The organism is Pedobacter hiemivivus (genome assembly GCF_005144565.1).
GTDB lineage: Bacteria > Bacteroidota > Bacteroidia > Sphingobacteriales > Sphingobacteriaceae > Pedobacter > Pedobacter hiemivivus.
In genome coordinates, this window is record NZ_SWDX01000017.1 from 57249 (window position 1) to 78134 (window position 20886).

Sequence of the window (20886 nt, forward strand, 5' to 3'; positions counted from 1 at the left end):
TAATAACCAAAATCTTCTGACGCATAATTTCACAAAATGTGTAAAAAGCACACTAAGTTGCCAATATTGACTAAAATCTGGTCAAATAAAAAACCCTGATCAGCTTATCGCTCATCAGGGTTTTCCGTTATACCATCCTAGGTATTATTCTATACTTCCTTCTTCTTTTTTCTTCTTCTTATTACCGGGACTCTTATTCTCTACCACAATAACATCATTTTCTTTATCATAGTCAATCTCCAGCGTATCACCCTCATGAATTTCTCCTTTAAGGATTTCTTCTGCAATCGGATCTTCCAGATATTTCTGAATCGCACGTTTAAGTGGTCTCGCGCCAAAGTTCGCATCAAAACCTTTATCTGCAATAAATTCTTTGGCTTTCTCAGTCAACTTCACCTCATAACCTAAGTTATGAACACGGCCAAACAATGATTTCAATTCAATATCAATGATTTTAAAGATTTCTTCTTTACCTAATGAGTTGAATACCACTACATCATCTACACGGTTTAAAAACTCAGGTGCAAAAGCACGTTTCAAAGCGTTCTCAATCACTCCTCTTGAATGCGAATCTGCCTGATTTGTTTTGGCAGCAGTAGAGAAACCTACTCCTTGTCCAAAGTCTTTCAATTGACGTGCTCCAATGTTGGAGGTCATGATGATGATTGTATTTCTAAAATCTACCTTACGACCTAAGCTATCAGTCAGCTGTCCTTCATCCAATACTTGCAATAAGATATTGAATACATCAGGGTGTGCTTTCTCAATCTCATCCAGCAAAATTACTGCGTAAGGTTTTCTACGTACCTTTTCAGTCAGCTGTCCACCTTCTTCATAGCCCACATATCCCGGAGGCGCACCCACTAAACGTGATACTGCAAATTTCTCCATATACTCACTCATATCAATCTGAATCAGCGAATCATCACTGTCAAACATAAAACGAGCAAGCTCTTTTGCCAATTCAGTTTTACCTACACCAGTTGGGCCAAGGAAAATAAACGAACCAATTGGTTTTTTAGGATCTTTTAATCCCGCTCTGGTACGCTGAATAGCTTTTGTTAATTTCTTAATCGCTTCATCCTGTCCAATAATTTTGGTAGCCACCGTATCGTACATATTCAGCAGTTTTGCACTGTCGGTTTGTCCAACACGTTGTAAAGGAATACCGGTCATCATCGAAACCACCTCAGCAACGTTATCTTCCGTAACAGTATAACGTTTTGTTTTGGTTTCGGCTTCCCATTCTGCCTTTGCACGATCAAGCTCTTCTAAAAGGTTCTTTTCAGTATCCCTTAATTTTGCAGCTTCTTCATATTTCTGGCTTTTTACAACCTTATTTTTCTCTACCTTAATTTCTTCGATCTTGTTCTCAATCGTAATGATGTTCTCAGGAACATGAATATTAGTTAAATGCACCCTTGATCCAGCCTCATCCAGAGCATCAATAGCTTTATCTGGCAAGAATCTATCGGTAATATACCTCGAAGTTAAAGCCACACAAGCATGGATCGCTTCATCGGTATAAGTTACACCGTGGTGTTCTTCATATTTTTCTTTAATACGATTCAAGATCTCGATGGTTTCATCAGGAGTTGCTGGCTCAATCATTACCTTTTGGAAACGACGATCCAGGGCACCATCTTTTTCAATGTACTGACGGTACTCATCCAATGTTGTTGCCCCGATGCATTGTATTTCGCCCCTAGCCAAAGCAGGTTTAAACATATTCGATGCATCCAAAGAACCCGAAGCACCACCGGCACCTACAATGGTATGAATCTCATCAATAAACAGAATCACATCCGTAGATTTTTCCAGCTCGTTCATCACAGCTTTCATACGTTCTTCAAACTGTCCACGGTATTTAGTGCCTGCAACCAATGAGGCCAGGTCTAAAGTTACCACGCGTTTGTTAAACAATACTCTCGAAACCTTACGTTGAACGATACGCAATGCCAATCCCTCTGCAATTGCAGACTTACCAACACCCGGCTCACCAATCAGGATAGGGTTATTTTTCTTACGGCGTGATAAAATCTGCGACACGCGCTCAATTTCTTTCTCACGTCCAACAATTGGGTCTAAACGACCTTCCTCAGCAGCTTTCGTTAAATCTCTTCCAAAGTTATCCAAAACCGGAGTTTTAGATTTAATATCAGAAACCTTTTTAGGGCTGCTAAATGCTTCTTCTTCGCGATAATCATCATCACCACCGGTTGATGCGCTATTCTGCGTTTCGTCTCTAAAACCGTTTTTATTCACTTCAACCTCCTGTTTAAATATCTCGTAATTGATGTTAAACTGTAGTAAAATCTGTGAGGCAATGTTATCATCATCGCGCAGGATAGAAAGCAATAAATGCTCCGTACCTATCAAATCGCTTTTGAAGATCTTTGCTTCCAGATAAGTGATCTTTAATACTTTTTCTGCTTGTTTGGTTAATGGAATATTTCCCAAATTAACCGTAACACTCGATGTACCTCTAACTGAATCTTCTATTGAACGACGAAGTTTTGAAGTATCAACACCCAGTGATTTTAATATCTTAATAGCCATACCATCGCCTTCGCGAATAAGGCCTAACAACAGATGTTCAGCCCCTATGTAATCGTGACCTAATCTCAGGGCTTCTTCCCTGCTAAAGGAGATCACATCTTTGACTTGTGGTGAAAATTTAGCTTCCATATATACCTTTCTAATTCGGGAATGCTCTAAACTATAAAATTTGTTTTATAAATGAGCACCCGTATTTTTTTTAATTTATCAACAATTACGCCATAGCGACTAAAATAGATGTTGTAACTGCCGTTATTGCATAAAACTTACCAAGTTCTGACTTAATTCCCGGCAAGCCTCATTAAAATAGATAAAGTTAAGAAGCCTCAGGAGCCGAATTAAACAAATTATAAAGGTCTAAAAACTGGATTGTCCACAAATTGTAATCATTATCTCTCTTTCCTCCTCCCTGTCAAAAATGCCCAACAAAAATAATTTATCTAGCAAAATGGCAGGTTCCTCCGTATATCTCTTATAAAGCTACCAAATAAATATCTAATTATCTTGCACGAAGTCGTTGCTTTTGGTTCAAAAGCAACTTTTCCAATTGTACATAAGGCACTTTCTGCACACTTAAGCCACCATCGATAGCCAGTGCAGCAGCGGTAGCCGCAGATTCGCCTAAAATCATAAATACAGGCTCCATCCTTACCGACCCAAAAGCGATATGAGAGATTGATAAACATACCGGAACCAACAGGTTGGCACATTCCTGTTCCTTTGGAACTATGGCGTCATAAGCAATACTATATGGCAGAGGTGCCTTAACCCCAATATCGCCCTCGTTCTGTACAAAACCTGCCTGAGTAACATATCGCTGTGTATTGTGCGAATCCAATGCATAAGATCCCATTCCAATCGGATTAGGCACGTCCTTTTTACCCAACACTTCGTGCTCTGTCATCACATAAACACTCACCATCCTCCTGGCCTCCCTAATGTACAGTTGATGTGGCCAGTTGCCATTATCTTTGAACTCATCCTTTGCCAATCCCCAGGTATTCAGTTTAGCTTGTAGGTTCTTCGGTATACGTGAATCAGTTGCCATGAAATATAGTAGCCCCTTCTGATAATTTTCATGATCCTTGATGATCTTTCTACGTTCCTTATAAGAAGCCTCAGGATAAGCATAATTCCCACCAATATAATCAGTACTAAAAGGACCGTGATTATTCGTGTCAGTCTTCCTGTTTGGAACGGGATCGTACTTATTAAATAGTTCATTCCAACCGCTTTGGAACACCCTGGCCAGCAGCTCGTAGTTTGCAGGATTATAGCCGTCAGGTTTTGGAAAAGCAACCCGATTCTCTGGGTGATCGGTTAAACACATCCTGAAACAATAAGCCTGCAATTTATTGTCACCCTCGCCCTTTATTCCTGGATCCTCCTTGGAAATTCCGGCAAGCAAACCACTCGCTTTATTACCCGGCACTTTGTAAGGATCTATCTTCCTGGCAAAGTGATGGCCATGTTGAAAAACTTCCGTCTGGATGCCATTCCAATTTTCTCCATACACACTATTGGCTTCCCTGCCTACATGGTAGCTTACTTTGGCCGAAGCCATAAGGTCACCCTCATAGGTTGCATCAATAAACACCTTGCCATAAAACTTCTTCCCACTCAGCGTAGTAATAGATATGATCTTTCCATTTACTTTATTGACGCCATTTTTCCTGTTAAGCCATTCATTGCGGTACACGGTAAGCTTGTTTTCCTTAACAAAATCTTCCATCACCTTTTCTGCCACATGAGGTTCAAATATCCACATGGTCCTGTCGGCACCGTCTATTGCCGGTGTACCCTGACCTTTATTGCCGTAGGCTTCCTTTTTCTGCCACTTCCAGGCTGTATCAGTATTGTAATGCATAAACACACGGTGATAAAATTCCCTTGCCAATCCACCAATAACCTCCTTATCTCCGGTATCCGTAAAGCCGAGTCCGCCCGAAGAAAGACCTCCAAGGTGTACATCAGGTGATACGAGGATCACAGACTTCCCTAATCTTGCGGCTTGCACACCCGCTGTTACCGCAGCAGAGGTGCCTCCATAAATGATGATATCGGCATCATAAGTTTTCTTTTGAGCCCAGGCCGTATTAGCCAGAAGGGCGACAGACAGTATCAGAACTGCGAATTTATTTCTCATTACTTAGTATTTAACAATTTACTTAAAAAACCAGGATAACTGTCTTTATCAACAGAGCCGTCCCCTTTCGTGATACTGTCACCAAAACAGACAATGCCCGAAGCCGGCAATTTATGGTCAGTTATGAAATCGTAAACTGTTAAACCGATAAATCGATATCCGTTTACTGTAGGGTGAATCCCATCCCTCTTATTGGTATTGGCAAGATTTTGAATTAAAGAGTCCCTATCGGCACCAATTTTGCCGATTGCCAAAAAGCGATGTTCCAGATCCAGCAAATAGGTTTTATGCTCCGCAGCTATTTTTTTTACGACATCGTTGATTTGCTTTCTTCTTCCGGACACCCCCTCTGGTTCATAAAATGCTGTGGGATGACGGGTTAGCAGATCGGGCTCATAACAAGGAAGTATGGTCATCATCAACACCTTGCTTTTCGTTGCTTTAATGCGTTTCACCATCTCTTTAAGATTTTGTTCATATTGCGGCAAGGGTATGTGCTTTACACTGTTCATGTCATTGGTACCAACCATCAATATGGTTAGTTTTGGCTTATGGATCAGACAATCCTTCTCCATACGTTTCAGCATATCCACTGTATTGTTTCCCCCGACACCAGAATTAATGATGTCAAAAACTGCTGGTTCTCCATTTCCCTTAAAAGGAAAAGGAGAACCAGCAGCCTGCGCAAAAGACGCGTTGCGCAACAGACTGTTCATCAAAGCAGTACCGGCAATTGCACTTAAAACATACTTGACAGTTTGTCTTCTGTTGATATAATTCATTATTTGTGAATTGGAATTTATGGTTTAGTTATAGTGTAAGTAAAGTTTTTATATGCTTTAACTGATCCAAGGCCTAACTCTACATTATTACTTGCGGATGTCAAGGTAATAATAACTGTTTTATTTACCGTCACGGGAACATTCTTGATAGGAATGAGAATCTCAGCGGAGTACTGTCCGGCCGGAATCCTCACACTTGTGTATGTAGGCAATGTATAGTTTACATCAACCACCGCTGTTCCGGATATGGTAAAATTCACCACTACATCATAATCCTTTGGCGTATTTACATATACCCTGGCTCCGGCAACCGGTACTGCAGGTGATCCGCTTGCCGTGTTGCCTACAGCGGTTACAGCCCCCGGATAAGGTCCTGTATTTACTTTTGCTACAATGTATACTGCATTTGGAATGTCCGGATAATTCTTTTCATCTTTCTTACATCCCACAACTGCAATTCCAAATAATAAAACGATTAAGCTTATTTTAATAACTATTAAAGTTTTCATAATTTCCATAAATTAATATCCTGGATTAGGAACCAGGTTAGGGTTATCAATAAGTTCCTGGGCAGGGATTGGCCAGCGCAACCAATTGGGATTGGTATTTCCCGTTACCGTAGCATAACGTCCGGTTCTAATGAGGTCGTAATATCTTTTACCTTCATAAACCAGTTCTCTTAATCTTTCTTTTTCAATTTCCAAACGAACATCACCCTGCAAGGTAGCCAGCGTAACGCCAATATTGGCCCTTACACGAACCTGATTTAGTAGTGTAATCGCATCCGGCGTCAGTCCTTGTTCATTTAAAGCTTCTGCCCTGAATAAGATAATTTCAGATAGACGGTACACAATCCTATTCGCATCCTTCCGTAAAATATTGTTGGATAGGGTACCTGGATATTTCAGCACGTAAGTTTGGTTGGGATCGCGGTACGGAGCCGGAGTGGGTCCGGAATTACGGTAAGTACCCGCAGTCCTTAGGTCGCTGGCGGGGAGGGCACTAAGCACAGCAGGAGATGGCTGGAACCTCCAGTTTCCTGCTGTATAAACCTGACCTAAAGGAAGGAAAAGATCCGTCAGTTGATTTTCATCACCTTCCTGATAAGTAAAGTTATACTGAATTTCGAATATCGATTCTGATGAATTTTTATCGATAAAAATAGTAGCATATCTGTTGCCTAGTACCAAACTATAATTCGCCGGGCTCGCTATCACCAGTCTGGCCATCTCTGCAGCCTCCACATACCGTTTCTGCCATAAATATAAATCAGCCAGCGTACTTCTGATCGCTCCTTTTGTAGCACGTCCTTTATTTTCAATCGCAGTGGCAAAAGGAAGATCCGGTACCCTTGCTTCTGCCGCCTTCAAATCCAGTTCAATCTGTGTAAAAACCTCTTCCCTAGTTTTCTGTTTAGGAAACAGCTCCCCTCCAAGACCTTCAAATGACTCCAGTAATAAAGGAACTTTTTCAAACGTACGGACTAAATAGAAGTAAAAAAGACCCCTCAAAAAATAAGCTTCGCCCAAAATTCTTTCCTTCCTTGCAGTCAATCCGGGATCTGTAATTCCAGGCACATTTTTAAGCACGCCATTAACTCTGTTTATACCCTGATAAAGAGAATTCCAGTTCACATAACCGCTACCCGAGCCTACATTACCACTCGTCACCTGCAAGTCATCAGACAATGTTCTGTCGGTATTGGCGAAAACATCAGTACGACCATCACCCCATATGATATAATTCAGCGCATTTTTTTGTAATGCGTCATAACAACCATTGATGGCAATATCTGCATCGGAGGCAGTTTTAAAGAAATTGGAACTGGTAATTAAACTTTCAGGAACCTGGGTGGTTACTTTCTCACAACCCATTCCTGCAAAAACCAATAGCAGCCCCAGTAAATATTTTATTTTAAACTTTTTCATGGTCATAATTTTTAGAATCCAACACTTAAACCAAACATGAATGTCCTATACTGAGGATAAGTTCCCTGGTCAATACCGATATCGGTGACTTCACTGCCAAGAGAACTGGCTTCAGGGTCATATCCGGTATAATTAGTAATGGTAAAGAGATTTTGCACAGTGGCATATACCCTGATATTTTTGATAGGAGTTTTATTAAAGAGTGTTGCAGGGAGCTTGTAGCCCAGTGTAACTATTTTAAATCTTAAATAAGAACCGTCTTCAATCCAGCGGTTAGAGAACCTTTTGTTTCCGGCAGGATCGGCATGGTTAGCACGTGGAATATCGGTTACATCACCTTCAGCTCTCCACCTTCTGAGCATATCCAGACTGCCGCTAAACCGGCCGTCACTTTCTACGGTAAAACGGCTTCCGTTAACCACATCATTCCCGTAAACAAACGTAGTCAGGATATTCAGATCAAAATTCTGATAAGTAAAAGAGTTGTTGAATCCTCCGGTAAACTTTGGAAGCGCAGAACCGATAATCGTCCTGTCCCCATCATCTATAGTGTTGTTACCATTTAGATTAGAAAAGATCAGATCACCGCCCTTAAACACATAATTGGTAGCCCCAATACTGGTGGAGGTTAATCCGGTAGTATTGTCGGTTGTATACTGGTATACTCCATTGGACTGCCAGCCGAAAAAGCTGCCTATAGGTTCCCCTACTCTTAATACAGAATAAGAAACCAAAGAACCAGTCAATCCAGCGCCTTTTTGAAAAAGAATTTGATTTGCACCGGAATTCAAGCTAACGACTTTGTTTTTATTAAAGGAGATATTAAAATTGGAATTCCATGTGAACTTTTCACTTTCTATATTTCTGGTATCCAGCGTAAATTCCAGACCTCTGTTTTCCGTAGCGCCCACATTCTGAAGGACAGAAGCAAAACCTGTTGTACGTGGCAAAGGGACTTTTAACAGTAAGTTTGAGGTTTTCTTTAAGTATACATCTGTCGTTAGCGTAACCCTTGAATTAAACATAGAGATATCCAACCCGACGTTATATTGATCGGTCGTTTCCCAGGTTAGATCAGGGTTAGGTATCGTTTCAAGGTATGCACCACTTTGTCCCAGATATTTCGAATCAGTACTATACTCACCTTGTGCAGTATAATCGCCTATGGCCTGGTTTCCCGTCCTTCCCATACTCGCACGAAGTTTCAGATCATTCACAGCAGATATGCCTGACCAAAAAGATTCATTACTGATTCTCCAGGCTGCTGATATCGCCGGAAACATAGCATATTGCTTATTTGTACCAAATCTTGAGGAGCCATCACGACGGGCAGTTGCTTCCAGAAGATATTTATCTGCAAATGAATATCCAACTCTGGCAAATGCAGAAGACAAACCATTTGCTGCTACACTTGATGAGACCCCAGTTGGTGTAGAAGCTTTATTAAGTGTATAAATGTTATCACTTGCAAATATATTACCCGAAGCTTGTAGTCCAAAAGATCGTCTTTTTTGCTGACTGTAGCCCAATAGTCCGGTAAGTTGGTGCTTTCCAATGGCTTTAGCGTAATTTAGCGTATTCTCATTTACCCATCCGGTCACATTTGATGAAAAACCAAAACCAGATGACACACCATTACGCATAGCATTAGAAGGTTCAAAAAAAGTATCCAGTACAGAAGCGTAGTTCACACCCAGAGTAGATCTCAATCTCAATCCTGAAATGATTTCGAATTCCCCGTAAACATTTCCCAGCAAAGAAGTAACCTGATTCTCATACTTTACACGCTGTGCATAAGCAACCGGGTTTATAAAACCAGATACATCGTCATTGTACAATGTACCATCTGGATTATAAAGCGGCATAGCCGGAGATTTTTTTAAAGCCACCTGAATCAGTGATAAACCGCCATCATCAGTGGATGCACGCTTATTCAGGTATCTTGTTACCGACAGATTAGAACCGAACTTCAACTTGTCTGTCGCATCATAGTCCAAATTCAGTCTGCCGCCGCCCCTTTGATAACCAGAATTAATGATGATACCCTCCTGGTCAAAATAGTTGCCACTCAGCGCAAAACGAAGCTTATTTTCCCCTCCTCTTATCGCCAGTTCATAATTTGATATCGGAGCGCTTCTTAAAATGGCGTCCTGCCAGTCGGTATTAGCCAGATTACCAGAGTTATCCGGCAAAATAAAACTATATAAAGAAGTAATGCCATCATTAATTGCATTTGCACGCTGTTCCTGGATTAATTCAAGCGACTGTATGCTGTTCAACATTTTTGGCCTGGTGTTTTCATTGTCTTTTTGCACACCTCTATAATAGCTCAAGTTATAGGTAGTAGCTCCTTTGCTTCCTCTTTTCGTAGTTATTAATACCACACCATTTGCCGCCCTTGAACCATAAATGGCCAAAGCTCCGGCATCTTTCAGAATTTCCATAGATTCAATATCATCGGCATTGATGGCCGACAAAGCTGAAGGTGGTGTTCCTCCCCTCCCATTGTAACCAGTTAATGATCCTGATTCCACAGGTACCCCATCCACAATATATAGCGGATCATTACCTGCGTTGATAGACGTAGTACCTCTTATTCTCAGAGTAACCGCACTACCCGGGGCCCCGGAATTTTGCACCACCTGCACACCGGATGCCCGGCCCTGAATCAATGATTGAGGCGTAGATACAGGAAGATTTTCTATTTCTCTTCCTTTTATCGAAGATACCGCAGAGAGTAAATCCTTTTTCTTTTGTGTACCATAACCTACCACCACAATTTCAGAGAGCCCTTGCTCTTGCTCCACCAGTTGCAAATTGATCTGAGTTTTGCCCGATGTAGCGATCTCCTGGGGGGTAAAACCAATGTAAGAAAATACAAGCGTGCCTTTCTCCGGAATCCTAATGGTATAATCACCATTCTGATTGGTAGTCACCACGGCTGATCCTTGTTTGTGTTTAACGGTAATTCCCGGCATAGCCATACCTTTTGTATCGGTTACCTTACCGGTAACCAGCTTTGTGGTATCGGCAGTGTTATACAACCTTGGCCTGTCTTTCATAAAGACTACAATGTTTTTACCTCTGATGGCATAGCCTAGGTTCTGCAGATCAAGAATCGTCCTCAAGGCCTCATCAAGAGGTATATTATTCATAGAAAGATTCAACACAGCCTCCTCATTAATTTTATCGGGGGGCCAGACTACATTATAGCCCGTCTGTTTCTTTATACTTTTAAAGATCTGCTTCAGAGATTTTCCATCCTTATGAAGTGTAATCCTTTGCCCCAGCACAGCTGCAGAAGCATGGACCAGGAACACTAAGATTAAAATCGTGGTAAGTTTCATCACACGCATTAGTTGGTCAGACAAAATAGCAGAGCGACCATGCCTGATAAGGTCATAAAAAGTCATATATTTGGTTGTTTTGGTTGATAATTTATTGTACTAGCAATTTTGTAATAATCAAAACTTACATCCGGGAGTGTTAGAGCACTCCTGGATTATTTTAATTATCGTGATGTGGTTGTAAAGACTATTGCATAACGATAATCCTCCTTCCTTCGATTCTAAACTGAACTAATTTCGTGAGTGACAATACCTGAAGGAGTTCTCTTGCATTTTCAAACTTGGAAACACTTCCACTCAGCACCAGTTTCCTACTCGCTTCATCCTGATAAATTATATCTACATCATACCACCTGGATACCTGGCGCATAATGCTTTCCAGGCTTTCGCGGTTAAAGTTAAAAGTGCCGTTCTTCCAGGCTACTGCAATTTCCGTATCTACTTCCAGTACATCAACGTGGGCAGCTTTCAATACAGCTTGCTGACCGGGCTTTAAAGCAGTCAAATTTCCTTTTACCCATACTTTCACAGCACCTTCCAACAATGTCGTCCGAGTGCTGTTTTCATTATCATAAGCATTCACATTAAAATGAGTACCCAATACCCTGATCTCCTGCAAATCAGTAACTACCTTAAAAGGAGCGTCTTTTTGTTTGGCAACTTCGAAATAAGCCTCTCCTTTCAGCAAAACTTTTCGCTCATTTTTATCAAAAACCAGTGGGTATTTTAAGGACGACATGGCATTTAGCCACACCTTGGTGCCATCAGGCATGGTAATTTCATACTGCCCACCTCTAGGTGTTTCTATTGTGTTGAATAAATTCAGCTGATTGGCCTTCCCCTTCACTTCATCCAATTTGTACACGAGTTTACCATCCGCTTTTTTGGTAATCTGGATTCCGGCCTGACTAAGTATTGTGCCATTTGCTTTATCATCAAGGGTAATTTTTTTACCGTCAGCCAACGTAAGAGTCGCTTTGTTTCCACCAGGTGCCAATTGTTCTGATTTTACCGACACCGACTGCTGAACAATCTGCTGCTTTCCCGGCTTGTTCATAAAGAACAAAAGTCCTACACTTAAGGCGATCAATACCGATGCGGCTATAGCAATTCTTCTATATAAAAGGTTTTTTTGGTTTTTATCCCCATAGCCTGCATCCGGTTGCGTCATCATCTTTTGGTGCATGCGTTCCCAATCGCCTTCCGTATGCTGCTGGACTTGTGATTCGCTGATCCAATGCTCCTTCAACAGTAATAGCAGTTCTTCCTTTTTTTCATCTTTTTCAATCAGCGCAAACAATTCATTAAACTGCGCTGCTGTGCAGGAGTTATCTAGATAACGCGCTAGTAAAAAGGATAGCTTATTTCCTTCAGACATACATTTTGTATTTGGTTCTAAATACAAAGACGAAAAAAAACAAGGGGAGGCCTACTCTGCTATGAATTATTTTAAAAAAATATAACAACCAGAATAATCAGGTCAGAATTTGCGGAAATATGCAGTCTGATAAAGCTTAATGCATCCAGAATATGATTCTTAACTGTAGCTTTTGAAATATTTAAATGTGTTGCAATCTGATCATAAGTCATATGCTGCTCCCGGCTTAGACGGTATACAAATTGTCTTTTATAGGGTAACTTATTAACCACCTGATCTAACTGACTCTCCAATTCATCAAGATACAGTTTATCATCAGAACTACTATTGTCTGCCGCTTCGATCTCGGTCCAGATCAGCTCTCTCAGGATTTTATCTTTCGAAGCTAAGCGTAGAAAATCAAAAGCCTTATTCCTGGCGACCTTAAAAAGAAATGACGAAAAATTATTGATCTCGGTTAATATACTTCTGCTATGCCAGAGCTTTAGAAAAACGTCCATTACAATTTCCTCTGAGCTTTCCCGGGATTTAGTTACTTTAAGCAGATAGGAATGAAGCCTTCCGTTATATTTTTCAAAAAGCTGCTTGAAAGCCGCTTCATCTCCTTCACTGATAAGAAGCAATAGATCACGGTCGTTATCATCTATAATTTTCATACTATCTGCCAGGCTGGCTCATACAATGGTTTAATCTGTTTGGTCTACTACACAATAGTACATAAACTCGGTAACTAAACAAAGTCAGGATCTATTAATAGATTATCTTATGCACCACTTTGTTCCTTGTTTACCTTTCTTATCTTTGCTGTAAATAGAGGGTTCTTAAAACCCAACTAATATACGAAATAAAGATGTCAGACGAAAAGATCATATTTTCAATGGCGGGCGTAAATAAGATTTACCCGCCCCAGAAGCAAGTTTTAAAAAATATTTACCTGTCCTTTTTTTACGGCGCCAAAATTGGTGTAATTGGTTTAAATGGTTCAGGAAAATCTTCTCTCTTAAAGATCATCGCAGGTCTTGATAAATCCTTTCAGGGAGAAGTTGTTTTTTCTCCAGGTTATACTGTTGGTTATCTTGCACAAGAGCCAATACTGGATGAGAACAAAACTGTAAGGGAAGTAGTTGAAGAAGGTGTGGCCGAAATTACAGCCATCCTAAAAGAATACGAAGAAGTTAATGAAGCATTCGGTTTAGAGGAAAATTATTCTGATGCGGATAAGATGGATAAATTGATGGCGCGCCAAGGTGAGCTTCAAGATAAAATTGATGCCGTTAATGCCTGGGAATTGGATTCTAAATTGGAACGTGCAATGGACGCCTTACGCTGCCCTGATCCTGAAACAAAAATCGGTGTATTATCTGGAGGAGAACGTAGACGTGTAGCCATGTGTCGTTTATTACTACAGGAGCCAGATGTATTGTTATTGGATGAGCCTACCAACCACTTGGACGCTGAAAGTATCGACTGGTTAGAGCAGTTTTTAAAGAATTACAAAGGAACCGTTATTGCGGTAACTCACGATAGGTACTTCCTGGATAACGTAGCTGGATGGATCCTTGAACTAGACAGAGGTGAAGGTATTCCATGGAAAGGGAATTACTCATCCTGGTTAGAGCAAAAAGCTAAACGTTTGGCGCAGGAAGAAAAAACAGAAAGCAAACGCCAGAAAACACTGGAACGCGAGCTGGAATGGGTACGTATGGCACCAAAAGCCAGACATGCAAAATCTAAAGCCCGTCTATCTAATTATGACAAGCTGGCTTCGGAAGACGGCAAAGAAAGAGAAGACAAACTGGAGTTATTTATTCCGGCAGGACCAAGACTGGGTAATGTAGTTATTGAAGCCAACAATGTAACAAAAGCATATGGCGACAAGCTATTGTTCGAAAATCTAAGCTTCTCTTTACCTCCAGCGGGCATTGTGGGTATTATTGGCCCGAATGGAGCAGGTAAAACCACGCTTTTTAGATTGATCACACAGCAAGAAACACCTGACACCGGGACCTTCCGCGTTGGAGAAACCGTAGCATTGGGTTATGTGGATCAAATGCACAATGATTTAGACCCTGAAAAAACAGTATACGAAAACATTACCGATGGACTGGACAACATTCAACTGGGTAATAAACCAGTAAGTGGAAGGGCCTATGTTTCTAAATTCAACTTCAATGGTGGGGATCAACAGAAAAAAGTTGGTATCCTTTCAGGTGGTGAACGCAACAGGGTACACCTGGCCATTACGTTAAAAAAGGGGGCAAACGTATTGTTACTGGATGAGCCAACCAATGATATTGACGTAAACACGTTAAGAGCATTGGAAGAAGCACTTGAAAACTTTGGTGGCTGTGCAGTTGTGATTAGTCACGATAGATGGTTCTTAGATCGTATCTGTACGCACATCCTTGCTTTTGAAGGCGAATCTCAGGTTTACTTCTTTGAAGGAAACTACAGCGATTACGAAGAAAACCGTAAAAAGCGTTTAGGTGATGTAACTCCTCATCGTCTCAGATACAAAAAACTGGTGTAAATTTCATCTTGAAATAAAAAGGCCGGTATTTGCAAAAAATTGCGATACCGGCCTTTTCTTATTTATAAAGTTGCTGAATCTTCTCCTACAGAAATCATCCCTTTTTAGTAAAGAACCCATTAAAATACATCAACTGATATTTGATGGCATTTGACCAGTAATCCCAGTTGTGTACACCTGGCCTGATGATAAAATCATGGGGAATATTGCTGTACTGTAACGTTTCATGCAGCTTCATATTTACATTGTAAAAGAAATCATCCTTACCGCAATCAATAATTAAAGCCAATCGATTTGGAACCAGCATCCAGGTCATATTTACAATGGTGTTGTCTTTCCAACGTTGCATGTTCTTATCATAATCTCCCATTCTTTTAGCAATGTTCCAGTTTAATGGGAAAGGCGTAATGTCTACCCCACCACTCATACTTCCAGCAGCACCAAATACATCCTGGTGCTTAAAAGAAAGATATAAAGCACCATGTCCACCCATGCTAAGGCCTGTAATTGCTCTCCCCTTTCGGTCTTTTATGGTTTTGTAATTTTTATCAATCCAATTCACCAGTTCCGTAGCTACATAAGTCTCATATTTCCATTCCGGGTCAATGGGACTATCAAAATACCAGCTGGTTACATTTCCATCTGGGCATACAATGATCGTTTGATAATCATCAGCATATTGCTGAAGCGCCGGAACTTTTTTTATCCAACCAGAGAAAGCATCACCTGCACCATGGAGCAGGTAAACTACAGGCATACTTTGCGCCTGGCTATAGCTATCAGGCGTAATCACTACGGCCTTAATGTTTTTCTTCATGGCTGCGCTATAGGTTAGTGCAGTATCTACTTTAGCAGCATGTGACAACTGCACACACAGCAAGGCTATAAAGCTTAAAAAAAGCGTTTTTTTCATTGTTATTGTTGATTTATCCAAATACAGGCTGCTCCAACCAAGGCCGCATCTTCCCACATTTCAGTTTGCCTGATCATTAAGTTTTTGTTTACTATTTTTTGTTGCAGTTGAGGCATAAAATGATCCCATGTACGCGCTATATTGCCCCCAATAACCAGTACTTCCGGATTTTCATCCGCAATAAAATCATTGAGAAAACTAGCCAGGTTTGTAGCAAACTCATCAAAGATCTGGTTCTTTAAAGCAGGTGTTGCGCTATTCAGCAGATCCTCTACATTTTTCACTTCTTTACCTGTCAGCTCCTTATATCTGGTCAAAAACCATCGGGTAGATATATACTCTTCCGCATGTTGCTCAAGAAAAGGTAGCGCAGCTCTATTTACATCCACCACTTTTCCACTACAGTTACTGGCCGATCCAAGTCCGGTACCCAATGTAATGCCTATTGCTCTACCTACATCAGCTGCAGCACCAGCTGCCATTTCACCCATTAAGAAAGCTTCAGCGTCATTTATAAAAATGATGGATTGACGCGGGATGTTTAACCTAGCTGATAATATTCTCCCCATATCGAGTCCATATAGTGAGTCATACTTTTTTACATTTTTAAAAAGCGCAATCCCGTTTTTATAGTCAAACGGACCGGGCATGGCGACACCTATTTTAACCTGATCAACAGGAAGTCCAGCAATTAGTGGGCTCAAGGCATTAAGCCAGGAGTCGACGATAATATCCGCTGATGCTTCAGAAGCCACCCTTTCTCGTTTTAAACTATCTGGAATAATATGATAAGCGGAAGAATCTATATATGCAGCCGTAATGTGCGAACCGCCAATATCTACGCCGATAAAAGGAATCAAAGCTGTATTAAGGTTCATGAGCTCAGTTAAATTTGGTTTAGGTTATTCAAATAAAGGTATTTAAACCGCTTTATTAAAATGTTTTCCAAAGTTTTTTAAACTATTCGCTTTCTTCCCCAAGGGCTAGGAGTTCATCATAGGTCAATTCATATAATTTTGCTGTTTTCTTAATCAAAGTATCAGCAGGATACACAAAGTCATCTTCGATTTTTACATACGTACTCAAAGCCAGGTTTAAACACTCAGCTATTTCCTTTTTCGTTCTTTTAGCATTTTGCCTTAAAAACGTAAATTTCTCTCCCAATGTCAATTTCATATTGTTCAATTTAATTTGGATTTAAGCAGATAACCAGCAAGATAAGCAATACTTTTTCGATTTTTTTTCAGGCCCTTTGCAGGCTGGTTAGCACTTCTTAATGCGACTTTACTACTGCTCGTCTGGGGATTATGTTTCAATTGGATTTTGTCGAACAAAGACGAGCCCGAGACGAACCGAACTCGGCGCAATAACGACTTTGTAAAGGAGCGAGATACAGCAATCCTACAACCCTAATGCAGACCCGAAAATTTTCCTAAAACGGCGTCAGGAATGACGCCTATATATCACAATTCAAATCTCCAAGATTAGAGTTGCTGCGATATAGATAATAACAAATATAATGATTCCAATTTACTTCAGCTATAAAGGCTGTATAAAAAACTCCGTATCGCACATTTTGTCGGTTTTCCTGTATAGAAACCTTATTGAAAAATCGGAATTGATTGTTGTTTTATGAACGGTTATCCTTTAGCATATCAATTGCGGTTTTTAGACTAAAATTAAACTTATGACAGAGTGTACCATACATTTTATCGTTACTAGCTAAAAAGCTAATCAAATCTTTAAGGTAAACGATGCCAATACATTTGCCATTAGTTATAACAGGCAAATTTTCCTGGGTCTTTTTAAGGAGTGTATCAATTGCATCAAGTACCAGTTGTTGCGGATGTAGTCCCATTTCGTCATTTAATTCAAAAAGATAAGATCCCTGATCAAGGATAAAAGAACAGACCTGTGGATTATGGGCTATTCCCAATGGTGAAAGCGAAACAAGCTGATCGACATAGTCATTTAGCGTAGCAATAGTATATTTAGACAGACAGTATGAGCTTTTGGCAAAACCAAACACTCTTTTTAAAGTTGTTACACTGATCCTTTTGTTCAAAGACTCCTGGATCTCTACGGCAATATGCCTGCAGTCACGGGGTGTAATATTGGTTAAACCCGTTTTTAAAATTATCTGTTGTTTTAATTCTTCAACATCCATTTTAATTGTACCTGTTTTCTATTTAATGTTACTACTATACCTTGCATCAAAATTAATGTCGAATAGACCTGAACTAATACAAGTAATTAAATCTATAAGTTACTATTGCACTCTGGTTACTTTTAAAAAGCTGTTTGGGAATACTGTACTCGTTCCACTTGAAACCTTTAAATGTTTAATAGTTAGTGTTGGAGCCGTACTACCTGTCACAACAATACCTTTTATTACAACGCCACCTGTCTGGTTTGATGTCGCTAAAAATGGAGATGATGTTGCAGTATTAAATGCATTTATTCGTAGAGTTTTTGAAGCGGTACTTGTACTCGAACCTGTAATCTGAGCTTCTATAGATGCGCCGGTAGTATTGCTTAGATTCACGCCGTAATTTATACCGGTAGTAACTGCAGTGGTAGAAGTTGATAAAACTGCTTCAAACTCATAGGTTGCGTTAGCAGCTAAAGCCAGTGACAAGCCTGTTATATCCACCAGACTTGTACTAGTAGTTGTTACATTTGCAGCAGCAACCCTTGCATATGTCGGTCCTTCCGCCTGTACAAATTCCGTTGTAGCCAGTTGAGCGGTGTTAGTTCCAAATGCAGCGGTTACTGCAGTTGGAACCCCCGTAAGAGCTGGCGAAGCAAGCGGAGCCTTTAGTACCACTTCGTTATCAAGCTCGTTGATAGCTGCCTGAACATTAGTTGCTGCTATAGTTCCCGCAGGTGTATTAGGAAGCGTAGTTGCAGTTTGGTCTCCTGTATTTGTTCCCGATAAATTTGCTACAGATGTATTGGCTAACATTGCGTTTGTTATCGCGCCGTTTGCAATAGAAGTAGCATTGCCTACTGAGGCTACTACTCCAGTTAAATTCGCGTTTGTCATTACGCTACCGGCAGTGGTCGCAGTCGCGGCATTTCCACCGATACTTAAATTAGCTACCGGTGTTGTTGATGTTACTGTAAATGGCGCTGTCCCTGTTGCTATATTTGATATCAAAACCGGTGCTGTGAGGTTTCCTCCGGTTAGGACGAGGCTTGTTCCTGTTGCAGCTCCCAGTACTGGTGTTGTCAGCGTTTTATTAGTAAGCGTCTCAGTACCATTAAGCGTAGCCAATGTACCTGTCGTTGGTAAGGTAAGTGTTGTAGCACCCGTTGAGTTCAATGTTGTTGAAAAAGCACCGCTTGTAATTAATGAACTATTGTTAGCCAAAGTTAATGAAGCTGTTGTGGCTGGTGCGCTTATGGTGACTTTATTTACTGTTGTCGCAGTAGCCACACCAAGATTAGGCGTTGTAAATGTTGGGGAATTTGCAAAAACAGCAAGTCCTGTACCAGTCTCGTCCGATAATGCTGCTGCCAGTCCGGCAGAGTTGGTTAACGTACCTTGTTTCCCTGCTGATGCGGTACCAGCTGCTGCATCAGCATAAGCAGTGGTGGCAATTTTCGTACTGTTATCTGCAGCAGTCTGGGTCACACCAACTGTTGTGGCAGGAAGTGTAACCGTACCAGTAAAAGTCGGTGAAGCTATTGGTGCTTTTAAATCCAGCGCTGTTTGGGTAGCTGTTGATACAGGTTTGGCAGCATCACTAGTATTATTAACATTACCCAATCCTACCATTCCAGCACTAATACCACTTACTGTACCCGTAAACGTTGGAGAAGCTAATGGAGCATATGAAGTACTCGTGTAAGCATTCGAGCCCAAAATCCCACCAGCTCCAATATTCAAAACTGAGCCATCTGTACCAGAAAAAGTTAAACTGTTATTTGAAGTCAATGTTTTACCATCTAAGACTGTGATTGTAGCCCCTGTTGCAGGAGCGGTTAAGGTAACTTTGTTTATTGAACTAGATGTTGCTACTCCAAGATTAGGTGTTGTAAATGTTGGCGAAATTAACGGTGCTTTTAAAGCGAAGCCAGCTGTAAGTGCTGTTTGATCTGCCTTTAAAGCAAGTCCAGCGGTAACTGCTGCTTGGTCCGCTTTCAATGCAAGCCCGCTAGTTAGATCCGTAGTATTTGCTTTTAGTGCAATCGCATCAGTGGCGGCATTAAGTGCAGACTGGTCTGCCTTCAATGCCAAGCCTGCTGTTACCGCTGTTTGATCAGCTTTAGATGCCAACCCAGCAGTAAGATCTGCTGCATTAGCTTTTAAGGCAAGTCCGTTTGTAAGATCCGCTGTACTAGCTTTTAGTGCGATTGCATCAGTGGCAGCATTAAGTGCACTTTGATCAGCTTTCAATGCAATAGCATTCGTAGCAGCAGTAAGTGCCGTCTGGTCCGCTTTAGATGCCAACCCAGTAGTAAGATCTGCTGTATTAGCTTTCAATGCGATGGCATCAGTAGCATTACTAAGTGCAGACTGGTCTGCCTTTAATGCAAGTCCAGCCGTAACCGCCGTTTGATCAGCTTTTGATGCCAATCCAGCGGTAACATCTGCCGTATTTGCTTTTGATGCTAGTCCGCTAGTAAGATCCGTAGTATTAGCTTTCAATGCAATAGCATCAGTGGCGGCATTAAGTGCACTTTGATCAGCTTTCAATGCCATAGCATTCGTAGCAGCAGTAAGTGCCGTTTGGTCTGCTTTAGATGCCAATCCAGTAGTAAGGTCTGCTGTGTTTGCTTTTAACGCTAACCCAGCAGTAAGATCAGTTGTATTAGCTTTCAATGCGATGGCATCAGTAGCATTATTAAGTGCAGACTGGTCTGCCTTTAATGCAAGTCCAGCCGTAACCGCCGTTTGATCAGCTTTTGATGCCAATCCAGCGGTAACATCTGCCGTATTTGCTTTTGATGCTAGTCCGCTAGTAAGATCCGTAGTATTAGCTTTTAGTGCGATTGCATCAGTGGCAGCATTAAGTGCACTTTGATCAGCTTTCAATGCCATAGCATTCGTAGCAGCAGTAAGTGCCGTCTGGTCCGCTTTAGATGCCAATCCAGTAGTAAGATCTGTTGTGTTTGCTTTTAAGGCTAACCCAGCAGTAAGATCCGTAGTATTTGCTTTCAATGCAATAGCATCCGTAGCACTACTAAGTGCAGACTGGTCTGCCTTTAATGCAAGTCCAGCCGTAACCGCCGTTTGATCAGCTTTTGAAGCCAACCCAGCGGTAACATCTACCGTATTTGCTTTTGATGCTAGTCCG

The 20886-nt window shown here is 41.0% G+C and carries 14 protein-coding genes; 1 reads left to right on the top strand and 13 read right to left on the bottom strand.

The annotated features are described in order from the left end of the window. Positions 1-144: 144 nt before the first annotated feature. The 8 genes from FBD94_RS25120 to FBD94_RS25155 form a co-directional block, all read right to left on the bottom strand. Positions 145-2688 carry an ATP-dependent Clp protease ATP-binding subunit gene (locus FBD94_RS25120; protein WP_136882264.1) on the bottom strand — a complete coding sequence of 848 codons (2544 nt, stop codon included), beginning with the start codon at positions 2686-2688 and terminating at the stop codon, positions 145-147. A gap of 370 nt (positions 2689-3058) precedes the next feature. Then, positions 3059-4705 (bottom strand): FAD-dependent oxidoreductase, encoded by a 1647-nt coding sequence (locus FBD94_RS25125; protein WP_136882265.1) that lies wholly within the window; start codon positions 4703-4705, stop codon positions 3059-3061. Continuing rightward, positions 4705-5487, bottom strand: coding sequence for an SGNH/GDSL hydrolase family protein (locus FBD94_RS25130; protein ID WP_136882266.1), 783 nt, complete (start codon positions 5485-5487; stop codon positions 4705-4707). Before FBD94_RS25130 ends, FBD94_RS25125 begins: the two co-directional genes overlap by 1 nt. Before the next feature lie 17 nt (positions 5488-5504). Then, positions 5505-5996 (bottom strand): hypothetical protein, encoded by a 492-nt coding sequence (locus FBD94_RS25135; RefSeq protein WP_136882267.1) that lies wholly within the window; start codon positions 5994-5996, stop codon positions 5505-5507. Positions 5997-6008: 12 nt separating this feature from the next. Next, complete coding sequence (locus tag FBD94_RS25140; RefSeq protein ID WP_169472409.1) at positions 6009-7415, bottom strand: RagB/SusD family nutrient uptake outer membrane protein; 1407 nt, start codon at positions 7413-7415, stop codon at positions 6009-6011. A gap of 11 nt (positions 7416-7426) precedes the next feature. Next, positions 7427-10828: a TonB-dependent receptor gene (locus FBD94_RS25145; RefSeq protein ID WP_136882269.1), complete on the bottom strand. Its 3402-nt coding sequence runs from the start codon at positions 10826-10828 to the stop codon at positions 7427-7429. Between the two features lie 121 nt (positions 10829-10949). Then, positions 10950-12140, bottom strand: coding sequence for a FecR family protein (locus tag FBD94_RS25150; protein WP_136882270.1), 1191 nt, complete (start codon positions 12138-12140; stop codon positions 10950-10952). Positions 12141-12211: 71 nt separating this feature from the next. Continuing rightward, positions 12212-12796 (bottom strand): RNA polymerase sigma-70 factor, encoded by a 585-nt coding sequence (locus FBD94_RS25155; RefSeq protein ID WP_136882271.1) that lies wholly within the window; start codon positions 12794-12796, stop codon positions 12212-12214. A gap of 194 nt (positions 12797-12990) precedes the next feature. On the opposite strand from FBD94_RS25155, the gene ettA reads away from it, so the two are divergent. Next, positions 12991-14670 carry an energy-dependent translational throttle protein EttA gene (gene ettA / locus FBD94_RS25160; protein WP_136882272.1) on the top strand — a complete coding sequence of 560 codons (1680 nt, stop codon included), beginning with the start codon at positions 12991-12993 and terminating at the stop codon, positions 14668-14670. A gap of 94 nt (positions 14671-14764) precedes the next feature. On the opposite strand, the gene FBD94_RS25165 is transcribed toward ettA, so the two are convergent. The 5 genes from FBD94_RS25165 to FBD94_RS26070 all read right to left on the bottom strand — a co-directional run. Beyond that, a complete protein-coding gene (locus FBD94_RS25165) occupies positions 14765-15583 on the bottom strand; it encodes an alpha/beta hydrolase (protein WP_136882273.1) in 819 nt (272 codons plus the stop codon). A 2-nt stretch (positions 15584-15585) separates the two neighbouring features. Next, positions 15586-16461 (bottom strand): ROK family protein, encoded by an 876-nt coding sequence (locus tag FBD94_RS25170; protein ID WP_136882274.1) that lies wholly within the window; start codon positions 16459-16461, stop codon positions 15586-15588. Between the two features lie 82 nt (positions 16462-16543). Then, entirely contained in the window at positions 16544-16759 is a 216-nt protein-coding gene (locus FBD94_RS25175; RefSeq protein WP_136882275.1) for a helix-turn-helix domain-containing protein, read from the bottom strand. A gap of 454 nt (positions 16760-17213) precedes the next feature. Continuing rightward, entirely contained in the window at positions 17214-17750 is a 537-nt protein-coding gene (locus FBD94_RS25180) for a CBS domain-containing protein (protein WP_136882276.1), read from the bottom strand. A gap of 102 nt (positions 17751-17852) precedes the next feature. After that, on the bottom strand, positions 17853-20886 hold a 3034-nt coding region (locus FBD94_RS26070), incomplete at its 5' end, for a beta strand repeat-containing protein (RefSeq protein ID WP_169472410.1).

Excerpts from the sequence above, each read along its gene's own strand:
- FBD94_RS25120 (WP_136882264.1), bottom strand. The coding sequence starts at position 2,688 with ATGGAAGCTAAATTTTCACCACAAGTCAAAGATGTGATCTCCTTTAGC.
- FBD94_RS25125 (WP_136882265.1), bottom strand. The coding sequence starts at position 4,705 with ATGAGAAATAAATTCGCAGTTCTGATACTGTCTGTCGCCCTTCTGGCT.
- FBD94_RS25130 (WP_136882266.1), bottom strand. The coding sequence starts at position 5,487 with ATGAATTATATCAACAGAAGACAAACTGTCAAGTATGTTTTAAGTGCA.
- FBD94_RS25135 (WP_136882267.1), bottom strand. The coding sequence starts at position 5,996 with ATGAAAACTTTAATAGTTATTAAAATAAGCTTAATCGTTTTATTATTT.
- FBD94_RS25140 (WP_169472409.1), bottom strand. The coding sequence starts at position 7,415 with ATGAAAAAGTTTAAAATAAAATATTTACTGGGGCTGCTATTGGTTTTT.
- FBD94_RS25145 (WP_136882269.1), bottom strand. The coding sequence starts at position 10,828 with ATGACTTTTTATGACCTTATCAGGCATGGTCGCTCTGCTATTTTGTCT.
- FBD94_RS25150 (WP_136882270.1), bottom strand. The coding sequence starts at position 12,140 with ATGTCTGAAGGAAATAAGCTATCCTTTTTACTAGCGCGTTATCTAGAT.
- FBD94_RS25155 (WP_136882271.1), bottom strand. The coding sequence starts at position 12,796 with ATGAAAATTATAGATGATAACGACCGTGATCTATTGCTTCTTATCAGT.
- ettA (WP_136882272.1), top strand. The coding sequence starts at position 12,991 with ATGTCAGACGAAAAGATCATATTTTCAATGGCGGGCGTAAATAAGATT.
- FBD94_RS25165 (WP_136882273.1), bottom strand. The coding sequence starts at position 15,583 with ATGAAAAAAACGCTTTTTTTAAGCTTTATAGCCTTGCTGTGTGTGCAG.
- FBD94_RS25170 (WP_136882274.1), bottom strand. The coding sequence starts at position 16,461 with ATGAACCTTAATACAGCTTTGATTCCTTTTATCGGCGTAGATATTGGC.
- FBD94_RS25175 (WP_136882275.1), bottom strand. The coding sequence starts at position 16,759 with ATGAAATTGACATTGGGAGAGAAATTTACGTTTTTAAGGCAAAATGCT.
- FBD94_RS25180 (WP_136882276.1), bottom strand. The coding sequence starts at position 17,750 with ATGGATGTTGAAGAATTAAAACAACAGATAATTTTAAAAACGGGTTTA.